Source organism: Bacteroides thetaiotaomicron VPI-5482 (genome assembly GCF_000011065.1).
In the GTDB taxonomy this organism is placed as follows: Bacteria; Bacteroidota; Bacteroidia; order Bacteroidales; family Bacteroidaceae; genus Bacteroides; species Bacteroides thetaiotaomicron.
Genome location: NC_004663.1, coordinates 2,991,035 through 3,015,140, shown reverse-complemented (window position 1 = coordinate 3,015,140; position 24,106 = coordinate 2,991,035). Strand labels below are relative to the sequence as shown.

19 protein-coding genes, 1 pseudogene and 1 riboswitch are annotated in these 24,106 nt (G+C 44.4%); of the genes and pseudogenes, 9 read left to right on the top strand and 11 right to left on the bottom strand.

The annotated features are described in order from the left end of the window. Positions 1 to 11 precede the first annotated feature (11 nt). The 5 genes and pseudogenes from metA to BT_RS12180 form a co-directional block, all read left to right on the top strand. Positions 12 to 929 (top strand): homoserine O-acetyltransferase MetA, encoded by a 918-nt coding sequence (gene metA / locus BT_RS12200; RefSeq protein WP_008764097.1) that lies wholly within the window; start codon positions 12 to 14, stop codon positions 927 to 929. After that, positions 926 to 2,755, top strand: coding sequence for a peptidase U32 family protein (locus BT_RS12195; RefSeq protein WP_011108288.1), 1,830 nt, complete (start codon positions 926 to 928; stop codon positions 2,753 to 2,755). The genes metA and BT_RS12195 overlap by 4 nt, the downstream gene beginning before the upstream one ends. Continuing rightward, entirely contained in the window at positions 2,752 to 3,786 is a 1,035-nt protein-coding gene (locus BT_RS12190) for a zinc ribbon domain-containing protein (RefSeq protein ID WP_011108287.1), read from the top strand. Before BT_RS12195 ends, BT_RS12190 begins: the two co-directional genes overlap by 4 nt. 43 nt (positions 3,787 to 3,829) lie before the next feature. Continuing rightward, complete coding sequence (locus tag BT_RS12185; protein WP_048696696.1) at positions 3,830 to 4,318, top strand: GNAT family N-acetyltransferase; 489 nt, start codon at positions 3,830 to 3,832, stop codon at positions 4,316 to 4,318. Positions 4,319 to 4,602: 284 nt separating this feature from the next. Further along, positions 4,603 to 4,728: pseudogene (locus BT_RS12180) on the top strand (helix-turn-helix domain-containing protein); the annotation flags it as partial. 11 nt (positions 4,729 to 4,739) lie between these two features. On the opposite strand, the gene BT_RS12175 reads toward BT_RS12180, so the two are convergent. From BT_RS12175 to BT_RS12150, 6 genes are all read right to left on the bottom strand, one after another. After that, positions 4,740 to 7,157 (bottom strand): TonB-dependent receptor, encoded by a 2,418-nt coding sequence (locus BT_RS12175; RefSeq protein ID WP_162303106.1) that lies wholly within the window; start codon positions 7,155 to 7,157, stop codon positions 4,740 to 4,742. 90 nt (positions 7,158 to 7,247) lie between these two features. Beyond that, positions 7,248 to 7,850: a response regulator transcription factor gene (locus BT_RS12170; protein WP_008763753.1), complete on the bottom strand. Its 603-nt coding sequence runs from the start codon at positions 7,848 to 7,850 to the stop codon at positions 7,248 to 7,250. Between the two features lie 18 nt (positions 7,851 to 7,868). After that, the gene (locus tag BT_RS12165; protein WP_011108284.1) at positions 7,869 to 9,518 is read right to left on the bottom strand and encodes an NAD(P)/FAD-dependent oxidoreductase; all 1,650 of its coding nucleotides are present in this window, start codon (positions 9,516 to 9,518) and stop codon (positions 7,869 to 7,871) included. A 20-nt stretch (positions 9,519 to 9,538) separates the two neighbouring features. Further along, entirely contained in the window at positions 9,539 to 10,906 is a 1,368-nt protein-coding gene (gene radA, locus BT_RS12160) for a DNA repair protein RadA (RefSeq protein ID WP_008764082.1), read from the bottom strand. A gap of 12 nt (positions 10,907 to 10,918) precedes the next feature. Next, positions 10,919 to 12,118, bottom strand: a complete 1,200-nt coding sequence (locus tag BT_RS12155) for an ATP-binding protein (protein WP_008763756.1) — start codon at positions 12,116 to 12,118, stop codon at positions 10,919 to 10,921. Positions 12,119 to 12,219: 101 nt separating this feature from the next. Beyond that, the gene (locus BT_RS12150) at positions 12,220 to 13,257 is read right to left on the bottom strand and encodes an asparaginase (protein WP_074859600.1); all 1,038 of its coding nucleotides are present in this window, start codon (positions 13,255 to 13,257) and stop codon (positions 12,220 to 12,222) included. Positions 13,258 to 13,657: 400 nt separating this feature from the next. On the opposite strand from BT_RS12150, the gene thrA reads away from it, so the two are divergent. From thrA to BT_RS12130, 4 genes are read left to right on the top strand one after another with little or no spacing between them, the layout of a single operon-like run. Then, the gene (thrA, locus tag BT_RS12145; RefSeq protein ID WP_011108282.1) at positions 13,658 to 16,093 is read left to right on the top strand and encodes a bifunctional aspartate kinase/homoserine dehydrogenase I; all 2,436 of its coding nucleotides are present in this window, start codon (positions 13,658 to 13,660) and stop codon (positions 16,091 to 16,093) included. Between the two features lie 15 nt (positions 16,094 to 16,108). Then, positions 16,109 to 17,332: a cofactor-independent phosphoglycerate mutase gene (locus tag BT_RS12140; protein ID WP_008763759.1), complete on the top strand. Its 1,224-nt coding sequence runs from the start codon at positions 16,109 to 16,111 to the stop codon at positions 17,330 to 17,332. After that, positions 17,329 to 18,630 carry a threonine synthase gene (gene thrC, locus BT_RS12135; protein ID WP_011108281.1) on the top strand — a complete coding sequence of 434 codons (1,302 nt, stop codon included), beginning with the start codon at positions 17,329 to 17,331 and terminating at the stop codon, positions 18,628 to 18,630. The genes BT_RS12140 and thrC overlap by 4 nt, the downstream gene beginning before the upstream one ends. Positions 18,631 to 18,664: 34 nt before the next feature. Next, positions 18,665 to 19,237, top strand: coding sequence for a DNA-3-methyladenine glycosylase I (locus BT_RS12130; RefSeq protein ID WP_008764076.1), 573 nt, complete (start codon positions 18,665 to 18,667; stop codon positions 19,235 to 19,237). A gap of 1,108 nt (positions 19,238 to 20,345) precedes the next feature. On the opposite strand, the gene BT_RS12125 is transcribed toward BT_RS12130, so the two are convergent. The 5 genes from BT_RS12125 to BT_RS12105 form a co-directional block, all read right to left on the bottom strand. Then, positions 20,346 to 21,275, bottom strand: coding sequence for an IS3 family transposase (locus BT_RS12125; RefSeq protein WP_105100199.1), 930 nt, complete (start codon positions 21,273 to 21,275; stop codon positions 20,346 to 20,348). Further along, on the bottom strand, positions 21,272 to 21,634 hold the full coding sequence (locus BT_RS12120; protein WP_008765457.1) for a hypothetical protein: 363 nt from the start codon (positions 21,632 to 21,634) through the stop codon (positions 21,272 to 21,274). Before BT_RS12120 ends, BT_RS12125 begins: the two co-directional genes overlap by 4 nt. Positions 21,635 to 21,739: 105 nt before the next feature. Next, a complete protein-coding gene (locus tag BT_RS12115) occupies positions 21,740 to 22,363 on the bottom strand; it encodes a thiamine diphosphokinase (protein WP_011108280.1) in 624 nt (207 codons plus the stop codon). Further along, positions 22,360 to 22,926 carry a nicotinamide riboside transporter PnuC gene (pnuC, locus tag BT_RS12110; protein ID WP_011108279.1) on the bottom strand — a complete coding sequence of 189 codons (567 nt, stop codon included), beginning with the start codon at positions 22,924 to 22,926 and terminating at the stop codon, positions 22,360 to 22,362. The genes BT_RS12115 and pnuC overlap by 4 nt, the downstream gene beginning before the upstream one ends. 2 nt (positions 22,927 to 22,928) lie before the next feature. Further along, positions 22,929 to 23,024: riboswitch (TPP riboswitch) on the bottom strand. Between the two features lie 141 nt (positions 23,025 to 23,165). After that, positions 23,166 to 24,062 carry a BT_3044 domain-containing protein gene (locus BT_RS12105; RefSeq protein WP_011108278.1) on the bottom strand — a complete coding sequence of 299 codons (897 nt, stop codon included), beginning with the start codon at positions 24,060 to 24,062 and terminating at the stop codon, positions 23,166 to 23,168. Positions 24,063 to 24,106 lie beyond the last annotated feature (44 nt).

The following is a 24,106-nucleotide window of genomic DNA, read 5'->3' as shown; positions in this document are numbered from 1 at the left end:
ATATAGCGATTATGCCTTTAAATTTACCCGATAAGCTTCCTGCAATAGAATTATTGAAGGAAGAGAATATTTTCGTAATTGATACTTCGCGTGCTACGCAACAGGATATTCGTCCGTTGCGGATTGTGATTCTGAACCTGATGCCGTTGAAGATTACAACGGAAACAGACTTGGTGCGGCTGCTCTCGAATACGCCTCTCCAGGTAGAAATCTCGTTTATGAAGATCAAGAGTCATACATCCAAGAATACGCCGATAGAACATATGCAAACGTTCTATACCGACTTCGAGCAAATGCGTAACGAGAAATACGACGGCATGATCATCACCGGTGCTCCTGTGGAACAGATGGACTTCGAGGAGGTGACTTATTGGGAGGAAATTACTGAAATATTTGATTGGGCACGTACGCACGTGACGTCTACCTTATATATATGCTGGGCTGCGCAAGCCGGACTGTATCATCACTACGGAGTTCCCAAGTATCCACTGGACCAGAAAATGTTCGGTATCTTCGAACATCGGGTGCTGGAACCTTTCCATTCTATTTTCCGCGGATTTGACGATTGCTTCTATGTGCCGCATAGCCGCCATACGGAAGTACGCAGGGAAGATATCCTCAAAGTGCCGGAACTGACATTGCTTTCCGAATCGAAAGATGCGGGCGTTTATATGGCTATGGCACGTGGCGGACGTGAGTTCTTCGTGACCGGACACTCGGAATACTCTCCCTATACCTTGGATACGGAATATCGTCGTGATCTGGGTAAAGGACTGCCGATCGAAATTCCCCGTAACTATTACGTAGATGATGATCCGGACAAAGGTCCGTTGGTCCGTTGGCGCGCTCATGCCAACCTTTTGTTCTCCAACTGGCTGAACTACTTTGTTTATCAGGAAACGCCTTACAACATTAATGATATTGAATGATCAAGCAGCGTAAAATAGAACTTCTCGCCCCGGCGAAGAATCTGGAATGTGGTATCGAAGCTATCAATCACGGAGCAGATGCCGTATATATCGGTGCACCTAAATTTGGCGCCCGTGCAGCGGCTGTGAATTCTTTGGAAGATATCGAAGCGTTGGTAAAACATGCTCACTTGTATAATGCCCGTATCTATGTCACAGTCAATACGATTCTGAAAGAAGAAGAGTTGAAAGAGACGGAGGAGATGATCCATGCCCTGTATCGGGTTGGCGTGGATGCCCTGATTGTGCAGGATATGGGAATCACGAAACTGAATCTTCCGCCGATACCTCTTCATGCCAGTACGCAGATGGACAATCGGACACCGGAAAAGGTGAAGTTCCTTTGGGAAGCGGGTTTCCGTCAGGTTGTTCTGGCACGGGAACTGTCGATTCGTGAAATAAGGAAGATACACGAAATTTGTCCCGAAGTTCCGCTGGAAGTATTTGTACACGGGGCGCTTTGCGTAAGCTATAGCGGTCAGTGCTACGTTAGTCAGGCTTGTTTCGGGCGCAGTGCGAATCGGGGAGAGTGTGCGCAGTTTTGCCGCTTGCCTTTCAGTCTTGTCGATTCGGAAGGAAAAGTGATTGTGAAAGACAAGCACTTGCTCTCTTTGAAAGATATGAATCAGAGTGATGAACTGGAACGGTTGCTGGATGCCGGAGCTTCCTCATTCAAAATAGAAGGACGTCTGAAAGATGTGTCTTATGTGAAGAATGTAACGGCTGCCTATCGTCAGAAACTAGATGCTATCTTTGCCCGCCGACCGGAATATGTGCGCGCTTCTTCCGGCACTTGCCGTTTCGATTTTAAACCGCAGCTGGACAAGAGTTTCAGTCGTGGATTTACTCATTACTTCCTGCATGGACGCAGTGAGGATATTTTTTCTTTTGATACTCCGAAATCATTGGGAGAGGAGATGGGTACAATGAAAGAAGCCCGTGGCAACTTTCTGACCGTTGCCGGACTGAAATCATTTAATAACGGAGACGGTGTCTGCTATATTGATGAACAGGGACGTTTGCAGGGATTCCGGATTAATCGGGTGGATGGAAACAAACTTTATCCTCAGGAAATGCCCCGCATCAAGCCCCGTACCAAGCTCTATCGCAACTTCGATCAGGAGTTTGAACGCATACTTTCCCGCAAGTCGGCCGAACGGAAGATTGCCGTTAACATACTGCTTGCAGACAACAACTTCGGTTTCTCTCTGACACTGACGGATGAGGACGATAACAGCGTTACGCTCACTCTGCCTCGTGAGAAAGAGCCGGCTCGGACTCCACAGGCTGATAACTTGAAGACGCAGCTTGCTAAATTGGGAAACACGCCTTTCGAAGCGGAAAAGATCGAAATCTCCTTCTCGGAGAATTGGTTCTTACCGGCTTCTGTTTTGGCGGATTTCCGTCGTCAGGCGATAGAAAAGCTGATTGCTGTCCGACGTATCAATTATCGTCAGGAACTGGCTGTCTGGAAGCCGACTTCACATGATTATCCGCAGGCTGCACTTACTTATTTGGGAAACGTGATGAACACCCGTGCAGCTTCTTTTTATCGGGAACATGGAGTGCAGCAAGTGGCTGAGGCTTATGAAAAGGAACGGGTGGAAGATGCCGTGCTGATGTTCTGCAAACACTGCCTGCGTTATAGCATGGGCTGGTGCCCTATCCATCAGCGAGTGCGCTCGCCTTATAAAGAGCCCTATTATCTGGTATCGAATGACGGAAAACGTTTCCGCCTTGAATTCGATTGCAAAAACTGTCAAATGAAAGTAAAAGCGGCACAATGAAACGATTCCCCGGCAGAGATATGCGGAGTTTAACGGAGCTTGTTCTCGGCAGAGATAAGTTTCGTACAGCTTTGTGCTGTTCTGTCGTGGGGATGTTGCTGACTCTGCTGTTCCTTTCATCCTGTCACTATACGCGTCCCGATCTTACTTCCGAGGAACTGTCGGAGAAGACAAAAGATTCTCTGAACTATCTTTATGACCGGCATTATACCTGGAATACGAATCTGGAAGTAACCACCGACTCGGTAACAATGGAGTGCCTGCCCATCAAGGACACCTACATCGCATTGTATAAAGGAGATCGGGTGGTTGTTGCCGAGTTTGCCATTCACCCTGCCGATAGTGTGGACAGTGTCTGGGTAAAGCTGGCGCATACACAAGAGGAGCAGGGGTGGATACGTGAAACAGAATTGAAAGAATCGTTTGTGCCGACGGACAGTATTTCGCAGGCTATCCATTTTTTCAGTGATACGCATGCTTCTTATTTCATGATTATCTTCGCGTTGTTTGTTGGAGTCTATCTGTTTCGCGCTTTCCGTCGGAAGCAGTTGCAGCTGGTCTATTTTAATGATATTGACAGTGTCTATCCGTTGTTTCTTTGCCTGTTGATGGCTTTCAGTGCGACGGTTTACGAATCAATGCAGGTCTTTGTGCCGGATACGTGGGAACATTTCTATTTCAATCCCACCTTATCGCCTTTTAAAGTGCCTTTTATACTTTCAGTCTTTTTGTTGAGCATCTGGTTGTTTCTGATTGTCGCTTTGGCGGTGCTTGATGACCTGTTCCGGCAGTTGACTCCCGCCGCTGCGGTCTTTTATCTGCTGGGACTGATGTCCAGTTGTATTTTCTGCTATTTCTTCTTTATCCTGATGACACATATTTATATCGGTTATTTGTTCCTTGCATTCTTTATCTGGGTTTTTGCGAAGAAGGTGCATCGGAATATCAGCTATAAGTATCGTTGCGGACATTGTGGGGAGAAGTTGAAGGAGAAAGGTATTTGCCCCCATTGCGGAGCGATTAATGAATAATCTTTTATATCTTGTTTTTATATTCAAATCATACTTCTGAATGATGGAAATCAGACTTACCGAATTGAAAGATCTCCCTTTGGTGATGGAGATTTATGATTATGCCCGTGCTTTTATGCGTGCCAATGGGAATGCAACCCAATGGATTGACGGCTATCCGTCCGAATCATTTATCCGTCAGGAGATAGAAGACGGTCATAGCTTTGTCTGTACGGACGAACAAGGGGAAATATTGGGAACTTTCTGCTTTATATTAGGCGAAGATCCTACTTATCTGAATATTTATGAAGGTGCATGGCTTAATGACGAACCTTACGGTGTCATCCACCGGATGGCTACCAGCGGTAAAAGGAAAGGCGTATCGGAAGCCTGTCTGAACTGGTGCTTTGAACATTTTGAGAATATCCGTGTGGATACACATCGGGATAACAAAGTTATGCAGCATATTCTGGCGAAATACGGCTTTCAGCGCTGTGGCATCATCTATGTCAAGAACGGGACAGAGCGCATTGCTTATCAAAGAATACTTTAATTGTGCGCTACCTTTCTCATGCAGTCTGTTCATAGATAAGTTGTTAGTCCATATAGATCAAGCATCAGTATTATATGGAGCAAGCGTTGGTTTCCTCGGAGGAAACGCCAGTTCCCTTTAAAAGGAACGGTCGTTTCCATTAAAAGGAACGGCCGTTCCCTCACCGGGAAACGACAGTTTCCATTGCAGGAAATGATAGGAAACTATAAGTTGTTGAGATCTAGTTATATAGAGTTCTGTTGGCAATGTTATAGAGTTCATGTTCATGCCCGTACGGTTTTGAGCTAAATGATAGTCAGCTGACCATTCAGCAGATCAGCGAACAGCTGAACTTCTCGAATCAATCATTCTTCGGGAAGTTCTTTAAGCGCTGTGCTGGTATGTCTCCAAAGGACTATATGAACAGTTGATCTGTTATTTCTTAGAATCGGCAGCGGAGGTCTATTCCGAATTGTACGGGACGTCCTTTCTGCATAAATCCTTTGTTCATCGTTTCAAAGTAGAAGGCTGCATAGTCTTTGTCCAGGAAGTTACGTGCCCAGAAGCTGATCATTGCATTCCCTTTTTCAAGATTTGCACGCCAGTTCAGTGTGCCGTAAAAAGATTGGCTAACATCATTCAGTTCCGTCCAGTAGATGCGTCCGGCAGCATTGTAGTTTGCTTGGAATACAACACGGTCGAAGATGGAACGGGAGCTACAGGTGATGGCGTATTCTCCTCCGATATTAAGCGTATGCTTGGGGACGAAGGGAACATATTTGCCGTTGTAGTCAGCTTTTACTGTTAGGTTGCCATCTTTGTCTGCTTCATTTATAATATAGTCGGTAAAGGTGGCGTACGTATATCCGTAACTTGCGTTCAGACTTAGTTCGTTGGTCAGGCTGGCGCGGAGGGATGCTTCTGCACCGTAGCTGTTGCTTTTGCCTGCATTGATTGTGGTACGTCCAAGACCGCTGCCGATAAATTGAGAGAGTTGCTGGTCACGGGTATCCATATAGAAAGCTGCAAGGTCGGCCCAGAGTTTTCCTTCCCACAAAGTGAGATGAGTACCCACCTCATAATTCCATGAATATTCCGGTTTATAGGTGGTTGCATCTTTTACTTCGGGTATAGCAGGCATTTTGTCTCCTATCATTCCTTCAATCAATGTGCTGTATTTTTCGAACTCCGCACTTTTTTTAATGGCTTCTACCATCGAGTGCGCCTGTTGCCCAGTGATTATATCAGAGAACATTTGGACATTATAGCCTCCCGAACGGTAACCCTTGGATACTGTAGCGTAAACGTTATTGCCTTTTCTCCATTCGTATTGTAAGGCAAACTTGGGTAATAATTGGACATAATCTTCAGATAGTTTACCATTGTAGGCAGCATCTGCTATCAGGTCTTTGGCGGTAATAACCATAGGGCCCATGGCAAAGTTGAAGTCGAAGTTGAGTGGGTCGCTTGCCGAATTGTACTTCATACTCATCTTTTCGTAGTCCAGACGAAGACCTACAGTGAAGGATAGTCCTTTGGTAAAAAGGTTATTGAAGGTTGATTGATGAAAAATGGCTCCGTTCCATATTGGAGTATCAAAGTTGCCACTGACTTTTAACGTAGGGTTAAGAACACTCATGCTCATCTTAGGTGCTTTATTCCCTAAATTTTCAAAGATGCTGTTGGTATTTCCTTCAATAGTTTCTTTTACCCCGTCTTCTTTGAAGGTAACCGGACCGTCTGTATTCAATGTCTGATAGAATCCAAAGATACCTGTTGTCCATTCCCACTTACGGTTGGGCTTCGATTTAAGCACAATTTCTTCTGAAATAGTATTTAGTTTCTGCTTCTGGGTAAGATTGAATATGTTCTTTTCAGTAAAGTCCTGGTCGAGAAACATTCGGTCTTTCAGATGCTGATAACCGGTAACAGCGCTTAGGATGAAATTCTTGGCTTGATATTCGACATTAAATCCTGCATTCAGCAGGTTACGGTAGTAGTTGCTTCTATCATTATATGCAATCTTTCCGATCATTTCTTCCCGTTCTTCAGTCTTTCCCTTGTTGACGCCTTCCTGGGTGATGCCTGTGTAAAAGTAAGGATATCCTCCTTGGTCACTATATTCGTAGCTGACATTCAAGTCTAGTTTAAGGTTATCTTTCGGCAGATAAATACCTCTGAACCGTCCACCTCCTGCATTGCCTTTGTCTACCCGTTCATTATTGCGTGCAGAGTTTTGATAGAATCCTCCGGTATGTTCGTAGAATCCTCCGGTAGAAAAGGCGAATTGGTCGGATATACGGTGGTAATGTGTTAACGATACATTGTAGTCATTATAAGTTGCTGCTCCCATACGGATATCTGTACCTTGATATGTGAAAGGTGACTTGGTGTGTACCTTGATCAGCCCGCCCATTGTATTACGTCCATACAAAGTTCCTTGCGGACCGCGGAGTACATCAATACGTTCTATGTCGGAGTAGTTGAAATCGAAAGCTGATTTATCAATATAGGGTATGTTGTCTACATAGAGTCCGATAGCCGGTGTGTTGATACGTGAACCAATCCCCCGAATATAGATAGAAGTAGTCAGCTTTGATCCATACTCCGGAATGAAAATATTCGGAATGAGTCCGGATAATCTTTTCACGGAGTTCACTTGGTTAGCCTGCATGTCTTTCTGTGACAATACAGTTGTAGCTGCCGGCAGCTCACGTAGTTTCCGGTTTTCTTTCGGAGTGGCGATCACTACCACTTCTTCGATGTCTACTACTTTAAGAGAATCTTTAGGGAAATCTTCAGCCCATGTTGTTCCTGTCGTCAGGAGTGTGAGGGCAATCATAATATTCTTTGTTTTCATTCGCAGTTAATTTGTCTGGTGCAAAGTAACGGCAAATATATAAGGTAGGCAATCCTCATTTATTAGGATTATGCCTCATATTTTAAGAAATCAGATTCGGTCCGCCTCTATGTATCCGTTCATTACGGCATAGATGGTTAATCCTGATACAGACTTGATTCCAAGTTTTTCCGTGATGTTTTTCCTGTGGGTGATGACGGTAGTCAGACTGATATTCAGTTTGTCGGCAATTTCTTTGTTGATTAATCCTTTGGTAATCAGAACCAGTACTTCTATCTCACGGGCAGATAAGATTTCCTGATGTACCTCCGGCATGGCAATCGGGGGCATATCTTTTACAGGATAGCCGTTGTGGTGTGCATGTTGATGAAGCTTCAAAAGACTTTTCACCAGTTTCTCTTCGGGTTCGTAGATATTGAGTACAGGCACACCCGACAGTTGGAATTGCGGGCTGTCACTGGCCAGCACAATTGTTTTCCGCTTTCGGGGGAGGAAGAAGGCATTGTGTTCAACATAGATTTGCGCCGAGATGAAGTAATGGGCATACATGTCCGGGGTATCATCCATTAGTTCACTGAAACTATGGAAAGTACGGATAGTTGCCATTGGAATAATTTCTTCCAATATACTTTTCAGTCCGAGACAAGTGAGGGTATTGGACTCGATAATGGCTATTTCAGGTTTGTAGTTCATTTGACCGTAGAATATTTATTAATGATTGATATAATTAGCTACCGCTTCCGCACACCGTTCTCCATCGACTCCTGCCGAAACAATTCCACCTGCATACCCTGCACCTTCTCCGCAGGGAAACAGTCCGCGAACAGTGACGTGCTGTAACGTCTCCTTATCCCGTACGATGCGGACTGGCGAAGAAGTGCGGGTTTCCACACCAATCATCACCGCTTCATTCGTAAGGAAACCGTGACTGGTACGCCCAAACTGCTGAAAACCGAGAGATAATCTTTTGCTGATAAAATCCGGCATCCAAAAATGAAGCGGAGAAGAAATCAGCCCCGGACTGTAGGAAGATTCCGGTAAATCAAAACTTAATTTCTTGCGAGTAAAGTCCAGCATACGTTGCGCCGGTGCCGTTTGGCGCCTGCCACCCTGCAACCAGCATTGACGTTCCAACTCCTCCTGAAAGTGAAGGGGAGTAAGTTGAGTCTTGAGAGTTGAGAGCTGAGAATTGCTCAGCAATGGATTAATGGCTAATAACTGCGCATTTTGTTGCGCAGCCAACTCTCCACTCTCCATTTTCAACTCTCCACTTATAAAATCTTCCGGTTGAATCTCTACCACCATTCCTGAGTTACTCCAACGCGATCCGCGGTTAGAAGGAGACATTCCGTTTACTACAACTTGTTCCGGTCCGCTGGCGGCAGGAACAATGAAACCGCCGGGACACATACAGAAGCTATAAACTCCTCTGCCTTCAGCTTGTGTCACGAAGCTGTATTCGGCAGCAGGAAGGTATTTCCCCCGCCCGTTCTTATTGTGGTATTGTATCTGGTCGATCAGCATAGCCGGATGTTCCAGCCGGACACCGACAGCGATTCCTTTGGCTTCTATCGTAACACCGTTTGCAGCCAGCCAGCGATATACATCCCTTGCGGAATGTCCGGTTGCCAGTATCACAGGACCGAGAAAAGTCTTTCCTGTGTTGGTTTCAATACCTTTGATTTCGTTGTTCTCAATAATCAGTGCATCCATTCTGGTCTGAAAATGCACCTCTCCACCACACTCGATAATCGTATTCCGCATATTCTCAATGACACGCGGGAGTTTGTCTGTCCCAATGTGAGGATGGGCATCGGCCAGTATAGCCGCAGAAGCTCCGTGCTGACAGAATACATTCAGTATCTTGTCTATATTTCCTCTTTTCTTGCTACGGGTGTAAAGTTTTCCATCCGAATAGGCTCCTGCGCCTCCTTCGCCAAAACTATAGTTCGATTCCGGATCTACGGTATGTTCTCTGCTGATTTGTGCCAGATCTTTTTTCCGTTCGCGCACATCTTTTCCTCTTTCTACGATAATCGGACGTAGTCCGAGTTCGATGAGGCGTAAGGCGGCAAACAGTCCGCCGGGACCGGCACCGACTACGATAACCTGTGGCTTGCCTTCCACATTATTATATATAGTGCGTTCGAATTCATCCTCCTTGGGCATCTCATTAATGTATGCCCGTACTTTCAGGTTGACAAAGATAGTCCGTTGACGTGCATCGATGCTCCGTTTCAGTATTCGGGTAGCAGTGATATTACGCAGGTTAATGCCTTTTTCTTTAGATATATATTCTTTCAGTCGCTGTTCGTTTGCTGCGATTTCGGGAAGGATGCGGAGTTGGTATTCTTGTGTCATGGATTTATATTAATTTAAACTTATCCGAAGAGTGCTCTGAATGCCTCTTCTACCTTTCTTACAGGTACTAATTCTATTTTTAGTTTTTGGGTGTCAATCCCTTGCAGATTATACTTAGGAAGCAGGAACCGTTTGAATCCTAACTTTTCCGCTTCTCCGATTCGCTGCTCTATTCGATTCACGGGGCGTATCTCTCCCGACAGACCGATTTCTCCTGCCATACAGACTTCCGGTTCGACAGCCGCATCCATATTGGAAGAAAGGATGGCACTGATCACTGCCAGGTCAATAGCCGGATCATTCACCTTCAATCCTCCGGCAATATTCAGAAACACATCTTTCTGCGCAAGCTTGAAGCCTACGCGCTTTTCGAGGACAGCCAGAAGCATATTCATTCTCCGTATATCAAAGCCGGTTGCCGACCGTTGAGGATTTCCATAGACGGCAGAACTTACCAAAGCCTGTGTCTCAATCAGGAACGGGCGTACTCCCTCGATAGCAGAAGCAATCGCTACTCCGCTCATCCCTTCATGATCCTGACTTAACAGCAACTCCGAAGGATTGCTGACCTGACGTAATCCGTCCTGACGCATTTCGTAAATACCTAGTTCGGCAGTACTTCCGAATCGGTTCTTGATGCTTCGCAGAATACGGTACATATAATGCTGGTCTCCTTCAAACTGGAGAACTGTATCTACAATATGCTCCAGTACCTTTGGGCCTGCAATACTGCCTTCTTTATTTATATGTCCGATTAGCAGGACCGGCGTATGCGTTTCCTTGGCAAAACGGAGAATCGATGCCGAACATTCCCTTACCTGGGCAATGCTTCCGGGAGATGATTCTATATTTTCTGTGGAAATAGTCTGTATGGAGTCGATAATGACCAGGTCGGGACTGGTGTTCTTGATATGCACGTAAATCTGTTCAAGTGAAGTCTCACAAACGATCAGACAGTCGCTGGAGACTTCCGAAAGGCGGTCGGCGCGTAGTTTCAGCTGTCGTGCGCTCTCTTCACCGGATACATAGAGAATCTTCTTGTCCGGCATACGCAAGACAGTCTGCATGACGAGTGTCGATTTTCCGATTCCCGGTTCGCCGCCGATCAAAACCAGAGAGCCGGGCACAAGTCCTCCGCCCAATACACGATTCAGTTCGTCGTCGTGCATATTGATGCGCGGCTCATCATCGGCTTCTATTTCGCTGAGGATAACAGGTTTCGCTTTCTGCGTCTCGATGCCCGATACCGGACGGCGGTTGGTCGTTTCTTTCCGTACGATTTCTTCTACATACGTATTCCATTCTCCGCACGACGGACACTTACCCACCCATTTGGGTGATTCCTGTCCGCAGTTACTGCATACATATACGGTTTTTTCTTTTGCCATTTTCTTTTTCCTTTAATATAAGAACCCGAATGCCCATAACGGAATTTTGTTTCCTGCTGAATATTCTATATCATCTGCGGCTATAAATGCCTTTTTGCTGCCAGCTATCTGTTTTCCGTCCTTACTTTTTCCGCCAACTTCTATCGTGTATTTGCTGTCTATCGTGTAGTCTGCACTACGTGTACAGTATTCTACTCTATGCAGATAAGAAAGTTGGTTCACCATAAATACTTCTCTCAATGTGCCTTTGTTCACATCCTTGAAAGTCAGCGCATAAAGTAAATTGGTATTTTCCATGTATATCTTATCCGGTTTTTGTAGCTTTTTGATAGAGTCATTGTCCGAATAAAGAAGATGAATTAACTTGGCTCTGTCCAAATATTGCAGATAGGCCAGAATGGTGGTACGCGAGAGTTCTGCCAGGGCAGAGAGCTTAGTGATATCCACCATAAACGGAACTTCGGAGGAAAGGATGCCTAACAGGCTTTTCAATTTCCGTACATTACTGATATCTACTCCGCATTGTTGGGGAAGTTCAATCTCAAGTATCAAATTCGTTATATTCTCGATTCGTGTATAATACTCTGCATTTCCTTCCAGATAAAAAGGATAATACCCATGTTTCAGATAATCCTCAAAATGAGCCAGTGGTCTGCACTGAGAGTTGACCTCATTGCAAATTCCGTCACTGCTCTCCAAGATCTCTTCCAATGTATAGGGACGGATATGAATCTGATGAAATAGCTTTAGATATTCACGGTAAGAGAGTCCTTGCATATTGTATGATATGCATCGGCGTGACAAATCTGCTTCTGCATTCAGAAGTTGAAGTAAGGAGGAGCCTGTGAATACTATTTTCAGTTCGGGAAACTCGTCATATATATTTTTAATCTCCTTGCTCCAGGATGGATATTTATGTACTTCATCCAGAAAGAGACATTTTCCTCCTTTCAGATAAAACTGTTCAGCCAATTCGCTAAGCGTATGTTGAGTGAAATACAGACTATCCAGGCTTGTGTATAAAGCGCTCTGACTATCGTTTGCATAATGAAGTTTCAGGTACTGAAGCATTAAAGTCGTTTTTCCGACTCCACGTGCTCCGCGGATGGCAATCAGTCGGTTATCCCAATTGATTGTATCCATTAAGCTCCTGATATAAGTAGTGGAAGTGGCTGTTAGTAACCTTTTATATCTTCTGATTAGTGTATCCATATCCTTATTTGTTTTCTATGGAATACAAAAATAGGCATAATTTGTTCAACGCGCAAAACAAATTCGGATAAAATTTGTTCAATGCATTAAACAAAAGGTCCTTATAAAGTGATCTCACCAGCTATCGACCGATTCATACAATCACGAACCTCATCCGGAGTATATCCGTGTCCCAATAAGAACATCAATTTAGTCACGGCCGACTCTGTCGTACTGTCATATCCGGAGACCACTCCTGCCTGTAGCAGCTGGTACCCTGTTTCGTAACGTTCCATCTCCACCATTCCGGCATTGCATTGGGTTACATTGACAATGACAATCCCCTGCGCACTGGCCTGACAAAGCCTGCGGATAAACCATTCCTTTCGGGGAGCATTGCCGGAACCATACGTTTCGAGTACGACCGCTTTTAATCCTTTGGTCCCTAACATCGTAGCTATTACATTCTCCTGAATGCCGGGGAATAACTTGAGAACCACGATGTTCGTATCCAATAAATAATGTGGCACTAACTCCTGCTTGCTTTTGTTGACATGAATCTGTGCCTGATTATATTTAATGTGAATACCCGCTTCCGCCAATACCGGATAATTGAATGAACGGAATGCGTTGAAGTTTTCGGCGTTCATCTTTGTCGTACGGTTTCCCCTCATCAGATGATTCTCAAAGAAGATACAGACTTCCGGAACGAGTGCTTTCCCGTCCTTATCCTGTGCGGCGGCAATTTCGATACTTGTCATCAGGTTTTCCTTTCCGTCCGTGCGGAGCACCCCTATCGGGAGTTGGGAACCCGTAAGGATCACAGGTTTGTCCAGTCCTTCCAGCATAAAACTCAGGGCGGAGGCTGTATAAGCCATCGTATCCGTTCCGTGCAAAATGACGAAGCCATGATAGAGATCATAGTTCTCATGAATAATGTGTACCAGCTTTCTCCACATATCGGGTTCCATGTCCGAAGAGTCCATCGGAGGGTCAAACTGATAAGTATCAATCGGGAAGTTGAATTTTTGCAATTCGGGGATATGCCTTTGGAGTTGCTCGAAGTTGAAGTTCTCCAATGCGCCTGTTGCGGTGTTTTCAATCATTCCAATTGTTCCACCGGTGTATATTAACAATACGGAAGTATTTAACGGGGTCATATGCTGGTTTTATGCTGTTGTTTTTGCAAATATAATAATATAAACGATATATAAATAGCAAAATGTCATAAAAGTGGAGGACTTTTATGGGAGGAAAAAGAGACGGGATGTTCTTTTTATCAGAAAAAAACCGAAAAAAGTGATAGATTGAACGTTTTTATTATTACTTTTGCGACACTTATCAAAAACAATGGTAGAAACAGAGACTATGATGAAGTACTATCCACATACAGTCACATCCATGTGTACCATGACCCTTTGGGGTTAATGGATAGTATTTGTGTATCTACGTGATTCACGCCTGTGTAAGTAGGCAAAACTCAAATTTAATTTTTTCGTAAACAACCAATCACCCTGTAATAACTATACTCGAGGGGATTGTATTTAAATATGTATCTTCATGAAAGTAATGAAATTCGGCGGAACGTCCGTAGGTTCCGTGAACAGCATTTTAAGTGTAAAGAGAATTGTAGAGTCGGCCGGCGAGCCGGTAATTGTAGTTGTTTCCGCGTTAGGGGGCATCACTGACAAATTGATTAATACATCGAAGATGGCGGCAGCCGGAGATTCGGCCTACGAAGGAGAGTTCCGCGAAATCGTCTATCGTCATGTGGAGATGATTAAAGAAGTGATACCTGCCGGAGCAGGGCAAGTGGCATTGCAACGTCAGATTGGCGAATTGCTGAATGAGTTGAAAGACATTTTCCAGGGTATCTATCTGATCAGAGACCTTTCCCCGAAAACATCGGATACCATTGTCAGCTATGGCGAACGTCTTTCGTCCATCATCGTTGCCGAACTGATCGATGAGGCAAAATGGTTTGATTCACGTACTTTTATCAAGACTGAAAAGAAGCATAATAAACATACGATTGATGCCGATCTGACTAATCAGTTGGTAAAAGAGGCTTTCCATTCCATTCCGAAAGTGTCGTTGGTTCCCGGATTTATTTCTTCGGATAAGGTGTCGGGAGACGTAACGAATCTCGGTCGTGGTGGTTCGGATTATACGGCTGCCATTATTGCCGCAGCGCTCGATGCCAGCAGTCTGGAGATATGGACCGATGTAGACGGCTTTATGACTGCCGATCCGCGTGTGATCTCAACAGCTTATACTATTTCCGAACTGAGCTATGTAGAAGCAACCGAACTCTGTAACTTCGGTGCGAAAGTTGTTTATCCGCCGACGATCTATCCGGTATGTCATAAGAATATTCCTATTATAATAAAGAATACGTTCAATCCTGACGGAGTGGGAACAGTTATCAAGCAAGAGACTTCCAATCCGCAGAGTAAGGCCATTAAAGGTATTTCCTCTATCAATGATACGAGTCTGATCACTGTTCAGGGGCTGGGTATGGTAGGTGTGATCGGTGTAAACTACCGTATCTTCAAGGCTTTGGCAAAGAATGGAATCAGTGTATTCCTTGTTTCGCAGGCTTCATCAGAGAACAGTACCTCTATCGGTGTTCGGAACGCTGATGCCGATCTGGCTTGTGAAGTGCTGAATGAAGAATTTGCGAAAGAGATCGAGATGGGAGAGATTTCTCCGATCCTTGCAGAGAGAAATCTGGCTACGGTGGCAATCGTTGGCGAGAATATGAAGCATACACCGGGTATAGCAGGGAAGCTCTTCGGTACACTGGGACGTAATGGTATCAATGTAATCGCTTGTGCGCAGGGAGCTTCGGAAACCAACATTTCTTTTGTTGTCGATTCCAAGTCATTGCGTAAATCTCTGAACGTTATCCATGACTCTTTCTTCCTGTCCGAATATCAGGTATTGAATCTCTTTATCTGTGGTATCGGTACGGTTGGCGGCAGTCTGGTAGAACAGATTCGTTGCCAGCAACAGAAACTGATGATGGAGAACGGATTGAAGTTGCACGTCGTAGGTATCATCGATGCTGCGAAAGCCATGTTCAGTCGTGAGGGATTTGACCTTGCCAATTTCCGTGAGGAGTTGCAGAAGAAAGGCAAGGATAGTAACTTGCAGACGATCCGTGACGAAATAGTCGGAATGAATATCTTCAACTCCGTATTCGTGGATTGTACGGCAAGCCCCGACATTGCATCACTTTACAAAGACCTTTTACAGCACAACGTTTCCGTAGTGGCAGCCAATAAGATCGCTGCGTCTTCGGCTTACGAGAACTATCGCGAACTGAAAACGATTGCCCGTCAACGGGGTGTGAAGTACTTGTTTGAAACAAACGTAGGTGCGGGACTGCCGATTATCAATACCATCAACGACCTGATTCACAGTGGTGATAAGATACTGAAGATTGAAGCTGTACTTTCGGGTACATTGAACTATATCTTTAATAAGATCAGCGCTGACATTCCTTTCAGCCGCACGATCAAGATGGCACAGGAAGAACGCTATTCCGAACCGGACCCGCGTATCGACCTGAGCGGAAAAGACGTGATCCGCAAACTGGTGATTCTGGCACGTGAAGCCGGATATCACATCGAGCAGGAAGACGTAGAAAAGAATCTCTTTGTCCCGAACGACTTCTTCGAAGGTTCGCTGGATGACTTCTGGAAACGAGTGCCGAGCCTCGACGCAGACTTCGAAGCCCGTCGTCAGGTATTGGAGAAAGAACATAAACATTGGCGCTTTGTTGCCAAACTGGAAGACGGAAAAGCCTCTGTCGGCCTGCAGGAAGTGGGTGCCAACCATCCGTTCTACGGACTGGAAGGCAGCAACAACATCATCTTGCTGACTACGGAACGCTATAAAGAATATCCGATGATGATTCAAGGATACGGTGCCGGTGCCGGAGTAACGGCTGCGGGAGTATTCGCTGATATCATGAGTATCGCAAACGTTTAAATAAGGGTTATTAAAATGAAGCATATTATCATACTGGGAGATGGAATGGCCGACTGGCCAGTGAAGTCATTGGGGGACAAGACGCTCCTGCAATATGCGAAGACGCCTTATATGGATAAGTTAGCCCGCATGGGACGCAATGGACGTTTGATAACTGTTGCCGAAGGTTTCCATCCGGGTAGTGAGGTTGCCAACATGTCCGTGTTGGGATATAATCTTCCGAAAGTGTACGAAGGACGCGGGCCGCTCGAAGCAGCCAGTATCGGTGTAGACCTGAAACCGGGAGAAATGGCGATGCGTTGTAATCTGATTTGTGTGGAAGGAGAGATTCTGAAGAATCACTCTTCCGGACATATATCTACGGAAGAAGCGGATGTACTGATCCAGTATCTGCAAGAGAAGCTGGGGAATGACCGCGTACGCTTCCATACAGGAGTTCAGTATCGTCATCTGCTTGTTATCAAGGGGGGGAATAAAGAACTGGATTGCACCCCTCCGCACGATGTCCCGTTGAAACCTTTCCGCCCGTTAATGGTGAAACCCTTAGTGCCGGAAGCGCAGGAAACGGCGGACCTTATCAATGATCTTATTCTTAAATCACAGGAACTGCTGAAGAACCATCCGTTGAATCTGAAACGGATGTCGGAAGGCAAGGACCCTGCAAACAGCATCTGGCCCTGGAGTCCCGGCTATCGTCCGCAGATGCCTGCTTTCTCCGAAACCTTTCCGCAAGTAAAGAAAGGAGCAGTTATTTCGGCTGTCGACTTGATTAACGGAATCGGATATTATGCCGGCTTACGCCGTATTGCGGTAGAGGGAGCCACCGGACTGTATAATACAAATTATGAGAATAAAGTAGCTGCCGCTCTGGAAGCACTGAAGACGGACGATTTCGTTTATCTTCATATCGAGGCCAGTGATGAGGCGGGACACGAAGGAGATATCGACCTGAAACTCCTGACGATAGAGAACCTCGACAAACGTGCTGTAGGTCCTATCTACGAAGCAGTGAAGGACTGGGACGAGCCTGTGGCGATTGCCGTATTGCCCGACCATCCTACTCCCTGCGAACTTCGCACCCATACTTCCGACCCTATACCGTTCCTTATCTGGTATCCGGGCATCGAACCGGATGAAGTGCAGACGTATGACGAGATATCGGCTTGCGATGGCAGTTACGGTGTGCTGAAAGAAGATGAGTTTATAAAAGAATTTATGAATCAAAAGAATATCCAATGAAATACTATAGTACAAATAAACAAGCGCCGATGGCTTCTTTGCAGGAGGCTGTAGTAAAAGGGCTTGCCGCCGACAGAGGACTTTTCATGCCAATGACTATCAAGCCTCTTCCCCAAGAATTTTACGATACGATAGATACTTTGTCTTTTCAGGAGATTGCTTATCGGGTAGCCGATGCTTTCTTTGGCGAAGACATCCCCACCGATACACTGAAACAAATAGTGTATGACACATTGAGCTTTGATGTACCGTTGGTGAAAGTGGCGGACAACATCTATTCTCTGGAACTTTTCCACGGACCGACTCTGGCTTTCAAAGATGTAGGCGGCCGTTTTATGGCACGTTTGCTGGGTTACTTCATCAAGAAAGAAGGGCAGAAGGATGTGAATGTGCTGGTAGCGACTTCCGGTGATACGGGAAGTGCCGTTGCCAACGGTTTTCTGGGTGTGGAAGGTATTCATGTATATGTACTTTACCCGAAAGGAAAAGTCAGCGAAATACAGGAAAAGCAGTTCACTACTTTGGGACAGAATATTACCGCTCTCGAAGTGGACGGAACGTTTGATGATTGCCAGGCACTGGTAAAAGCTGCTTTCATGGATAAGGAACTGAATGAACATCTGTCACTGACTTCCGCCAATTCTATCAATGTAGCCCGCTTCCTGCCGCAAGCATTCTATTATTTCTATGCTTATGCACAGCTGAAACGTGCCGGAAAAGCCGATAATGCCGTGATTTGTGTTCCTAGCGGAAACTTCGGAAACATCACAGCCGGATTGTTCGGCAAAAAGATGGGCTTGCCTGTCAAACGTTTTATTGCTGCCAACAATCGCAACGATATATTCTATCAATACCTGCAAACAGGTAAATATAATCCCCGCCCATCCGTTGCAACCATAGCCAACGCTATGGACGTAGGTGATCCGAGCAACTTTGCCCGTGTGCTTGACTTGTATGGCGGTTCTCATGCTGACATTTCTGCTGAGATTTCGGGAACTACATATACCGACGAACAGATTCGCGAAACGGTGAAAGAAACCTGGAAGGAACATCATTACCTGCTCGATCCTCATGGAGCTTGCGGTTATCGCGCTTTGCAAGAAGGACTGAAACAAGGCGAAACGGGAGTCTTCCTTGAAACTGCTCATCCTGCTAAATTCCTGGAAACTGTAGAAAGTATCATTGGCGAAGCGGTAGAAATACCTGCCAAGTTGCAGGAATTTATGAAAGGGGAGAAAAAGAGCTTGCAAATGACGAAAGAATTTGCAGACTTCAAGAAGTATTTGCTTTCTGTTTGATTGGGTTTTAAAGCAAGGTGTAAAAGAAATAATTATGCAAGATATAGTAAACGGACGCTGTGGTTGGTGTGGAACCGACGAACTGTATGTGAAATATCATGATCAGGAGTGGGGAAATTTGGTCACTGACGACAAGACGCTGTTTGAGTTTCTTGTGCTGGAAAGTGCCCAGGCGGGGTTGAGCTGGATAACCATCCTCAGAAAACGGGAGGGTTATCGCAAAGCCTTTTGCGATTTTGATGCCGAACGGGTGGCACAGATGACTGATGAAGATGTAGAACGGTTAATGCACTTTGAAGGCATTGTGAAAAACCGTCTGAAAATTAAATCGACCATTACCAACGCTAGGCAATTTCTTGCTATACAAAAGGAGTTCGGTAGTTTTTACGACTACACTCTCTCATTCTTTCCCGACAGAAAGCCTATTGTCAATACCTTTTGTTCATTGAGCGAGATTCCGGCATCTTCTCCCGAATCCGATGCAATGAGTAAGGACATGAAAAAGCGCGGATTCAAATTCTTTGGAACGACGATTTGTTATGCTCACTTACAGGCTTCGGGATTTATCAACGATCACTTGAAGGATTGTATTTGCCGGAAAAAATAAATGACGTGCGGAAATAATTCAAATCTGTTTAGGAATGAACTAAACAGTAGTACACAATAGTAACTCCATTCTCCTCCTTCGGGAAGCTACCCTTTATACACATCTTTAAATCCTTACAAATTGGAATATTTAAAGGTGTTATTAGGAAAAAAAAGATTAAATAATGACTATGCTTACCATGAATAGCCTTAATTAATTTAACTCTTTATATGCCTATTTCTTAAAAAAAATAGATGTGTATAAAGGGTAGCTTCGGGAAGGAGGAGTGGTCGCAGACCGAGGTGGTAGGAGAAATAATGTTTATACCTATTTCTTTGTAAATGACAGGATTATGTATTCACCTACCACCTCCCCCTACGGGTACTCCTCCTTCCCGAAGGAGGAGAATGGAAGATAGAACCGACTATCATTTAGCTCATAACATACATAAAAAGGAATAAATTGCTTTGAGCCGCTCTACTAGAGAATTAAAATATCCAAAATTGCTGTCATCTGTCACCAAATGATAGATAACGCACTGATTATAAACTAATAAAGAGGTGACAGCACAGCGTGACGCGGCATTGTGATAGCAAAATATGCTATCACAATGCAGTCACGCTGTGTTATTATATCCTGCTACAATAATATACTGACCTCTTGGAATGATAAGTCAGGAATACCTTAGCTTAGTTAGTTTCCATGCAATGAAACTATAGTTCCAAAGCCTTGAAACCAATAGTTTCAAGCTGAAGAAACTTTAGTTCCAAACTGCAGAAACTAAAGTTTCAAGCGCTGGAAACTCTAGTTCCAAGGCCGTGAAACTAAAGTTTCATTAGGCAAAAAAATAATAGTTCCACAGTAGGAAATGTACTTCCCTAATAATGGTTGACTTGTTTATCTCTAATAGCTGCTATGTGTTGACTAGAAATATTACTAACCCTGGCAGCTGTTTACTTTATTATTTATTATTCCTGCCTCCGGTTTACTTATTTTTTTCTTATTCCTTTAACCGGTTGACTCTTCTCTTTGAAAGAAGAAAAAAGAAAGGAACTCACCCTTTTTCCTCTTTCTATCCCGCTAGCAGGGCATTCTTGGTCTTTTCATAAGCAAATGTACATATTTATTTTTAAGCAAGTGCTACATTCAGATACTTTTCTCTGTAGCTTATCCATCTTTTCCTGATAGGTCCTTGCATTTCTCCTGCCTGTACCGGGGTAAGCATATCCAAGCTCATATGAGGCCTTTCGTTGTTATAGAAGTGAACGGCTGTTGCTACAGCTTTTCTGACTTCCTGTATTGAACTAAAGCGCATTCCTTGCAGCAATTCATTCTTTATAATGCCATTCACACGCTCAGCTATGGCATTGTCCTTGGGATTGCCATCCTCTGTCATGCTGGGAAGAATCCCGTTATGTCGTAATATGGCAATATAATCCGCACTGGCATATTGTACGCCTCGGTCGGAGTGATGGATCAAACCCTTAATCTCCTTTGCAGCTATGCGTCTGACTGCCATTTCCAGAGCTTCCACTGTGTAACAGCTTCCCAGAGTATCACCTACGCAATACCCAATGATCTCCTTCGTATAGGCGTCTGTCACCAGAGACAGGTAGCAGAACACATAACTGCCGTCAGGCAACCATATGGTAATGTAAGTGATATCACTAACCCACAGCTGATCAGGATGTTCTAATAGCAATGTCCTGGTTAAATCAGGATACTGTGGCAAGTGATGAGAGGAGTCTGTCGTACGTGGAGCCCGAAAACGTTTGCGTATTGTCAGCTTATACTTGGACAATATAGCACAGAAACAGTCACGCCCAACAAAGGCCTGGCTGGTGCCGAACTCATTACGGTACATCAGCCAAAGTTTCATCCCCCCAATACCAGGGTCCTTTGAACGCACACGTTTGACAAACTCAAGAACAAAACGTTCACGGGCCGAACTATCCGTACTATGGTCAACATACTTATAAAAGGCTTGCTTTGTTACACCAAACAATTTGCAAAGAGAGACCACCGTATAGGCATGCCTCCCTTTACAAAGCCTTTTTATTGTTTGGTACCAGCTTTTTTTCGGATAGGAAGATTAAACATCTCCTCGGCAACATCAATCATCGTATCGAAGGCGTGCGCACGCATTTTAGCATCTTTAAGCTCTGCACGTAAACGCTCATTCTCAAGACGTAAGGCAGTAATTGAGGAGGATTCATCCGAGGACTTGGGAGACTTGTTCTTTTTCATATAAGCGGATATTTCAGGATTAGAATCCTCAAAGATACGAACCCAACGCCAAAATGTAATGCGGGCAATCCCTTTTTCTTGGGCAAAACGAGAAACTGAGAAATTCGAACGATAGAAATCGCCAAGAAGTTCAAGCTGATAAGGACTAAAGGTCATGTCACTCTTTTTCATCTTTTATTCATTTTAGTTGATACTTATAGTAGTCAACCAAATCCAGGGTAAGACAAAACTATCAGTAGTAAGGCAGATGAAAGAATATTTTTCCGGAACAGGGATTTAATAAGCAAGGAATACTAAATATTCTCCTGTACAATGAATGGTAAACTCATCTGCTATTGCTTCATTAAGCGTTCCCTGCCACCAGTTGGTGAAGTCGCTTAGCGGATAAAACAATCCCTCTGCTTTTAATCCTTTAGCTCCAAAGTTGATGATAGAGACCTGCTGACCGGGATATGAGGCAAAACTTTGCGTATCACTCACTGGAATAAACGTCCCGTAATCAGTGACTGTCCGTACTTCCATACCACTTCTCATATACTCCACGAGCAGGCTGATGTTTCCTAATGTATGATCTTCCCGTTTGCCGGTAGCACCTACGATGGCGATTTTCCGTATCCCTTTACTTTGCAGATAATGGACAGCTTTGGTCTGATCATTCGTCTCCTGATCCGAAATTTGAAGGATAATAGAGGAAAAACGCTTTTTATATTCCGGCAGGAGCGAGTCTCCATCGCCTATAATCACGTCGGGAGTATGTCCGCGGGAAATATATTCATTGGCGGCCCCGTCGCAACAAACGACGAATTGGGCTTCTGCCAAAAGACGCAGGGGAAGTTCGTGCGCAGGATATTCACCGTTGGCAAGTATGACGGCTTGGGGTATATAGTGTTCGTTTATCATTGCATGTTCATTATTTTTTTCCATTTGAAGTAGCCAAAGATAGCTATAATGGAGTAAAGTCCGTACAATGCGGAGGTGAAATAGAGATCTTTATAGATATAAAGTCCGCAACAGACGATGTCGACAAGAATCCAGGCAAACCATTGCTCGATGTATTTGCGTGCCAGCATCCACATTCCGACAATGCTCAACGCCGTTGTGAAACTGTCCAGCCACGGAACGTTACTGTCTGTGTATTCGATAAGTATCCGGGCGATGCCGACGAAAGACACGATAAACACAAGGAATAGTGGCAGATAGCATTTCCACGGGGTATGTATAATGGGGAGACTTTTCTTTTCCCCGTGTCCCCACATCCAGAAGAACCATCCGTAGATGGCAGCTATCAGATAGTAGATGTTGATGCCGAAGTCGGCATACAACCCCGCGTCGTAATAAACAAAGATATAAATGGCCGGCATGATGATGCCCGCCAGCCACAGATAGATACTGGCGCGATACTCCAGCCACAGGTAGATAATACCGATAAACGTACCGAATATCTCCAGATAATTCATTTCCATATTTGCTTATTTATTCGTTCTCTACGCCGGCATTACCCGGATCAGATTCTATGGGTATGTTCTCAGCCTGTCATGTTAGGGCACCCCTATTGCGTGAATCGGCGGTAAAATTACGAATTTAGCAGAAGGAAAACAAGGAATCATGTAAAAACAAGTCCTCCGTTGAAAAAACGAAGAGGAGATTTCAGCGGCATTTTTGCAATGCCGTGAAATCTCCTCTTCTCCTCATTTGTCGTGTATTATAAAACTTCTTTTTCTTTGGTCAGTTGCTCTTCATATAGCGTGTTACCGATCGTATATTTGAGGCTGAACTTTTTGGCGGTTGTGTTGTAGGTACTTTCTCCTGAGTCGATAATTACCGGTCCGTTTTCAGCATCCCATGCTTTGATCAAAACTTTCTTTACATCATTAGTGCCTTCCACTATCTGATCCGTGATGGTCAGTTCTATTGTACCCGTTTGGATATCAGCTTTCTCGTCGCTCTCGTTGTTCATGGCATAGAATAGTCTGACAGTGTTGACTCCGGTAGGCTTAATCGTTTTAGGCTTCTGAATCGTCTTCGGAGTTTCTCCTTCTAAGGTGGTATGCCCACTCATCTGGTAACTGCCCGAATAGTCATTCTTTAATTTTAATAGAATCAACATTTTATATCCGGATTCACTTATCGGATATCCTGTTGTACTTTCTATTTCGACGGGGATGACGTATGACTGGTCAATCTTCAGACTTGCTGTCTTTATCAACACAGGAACTTCGGCGGAAATACCTTCAGCGTGCTTGATTACCGTATTCTCCAAAGAAGGAATGGAATATAAATCAGTATCCAGTGATTTATAATATTTGTCCTCATTCAGAACGGTCCAGTATTTTTTATTGTAAATATCTACCAACTCTTCGTTGATCTTCATTTTTACGTTCACATCTCGGTCTAATGCTAATGTACCGGAACTGCTGACCGTGAAATAAGTTTTCACTTCTTCGTTACTGTAGCTTACTTCTGTGGTCCATACTCGGTTGTAAGCACCGATCAGGTAGATTTCTTTCTGATATTGTTCTTTTTCAAGCAGGTCTTTTTCACAAGAAGTGATGGAGAGCGTTAACAAAGAACAGACCACTATTTTGTATATTGATCTCATTATATGTTCAATTTTATATGATTAATAATCAGTTATATGATAGA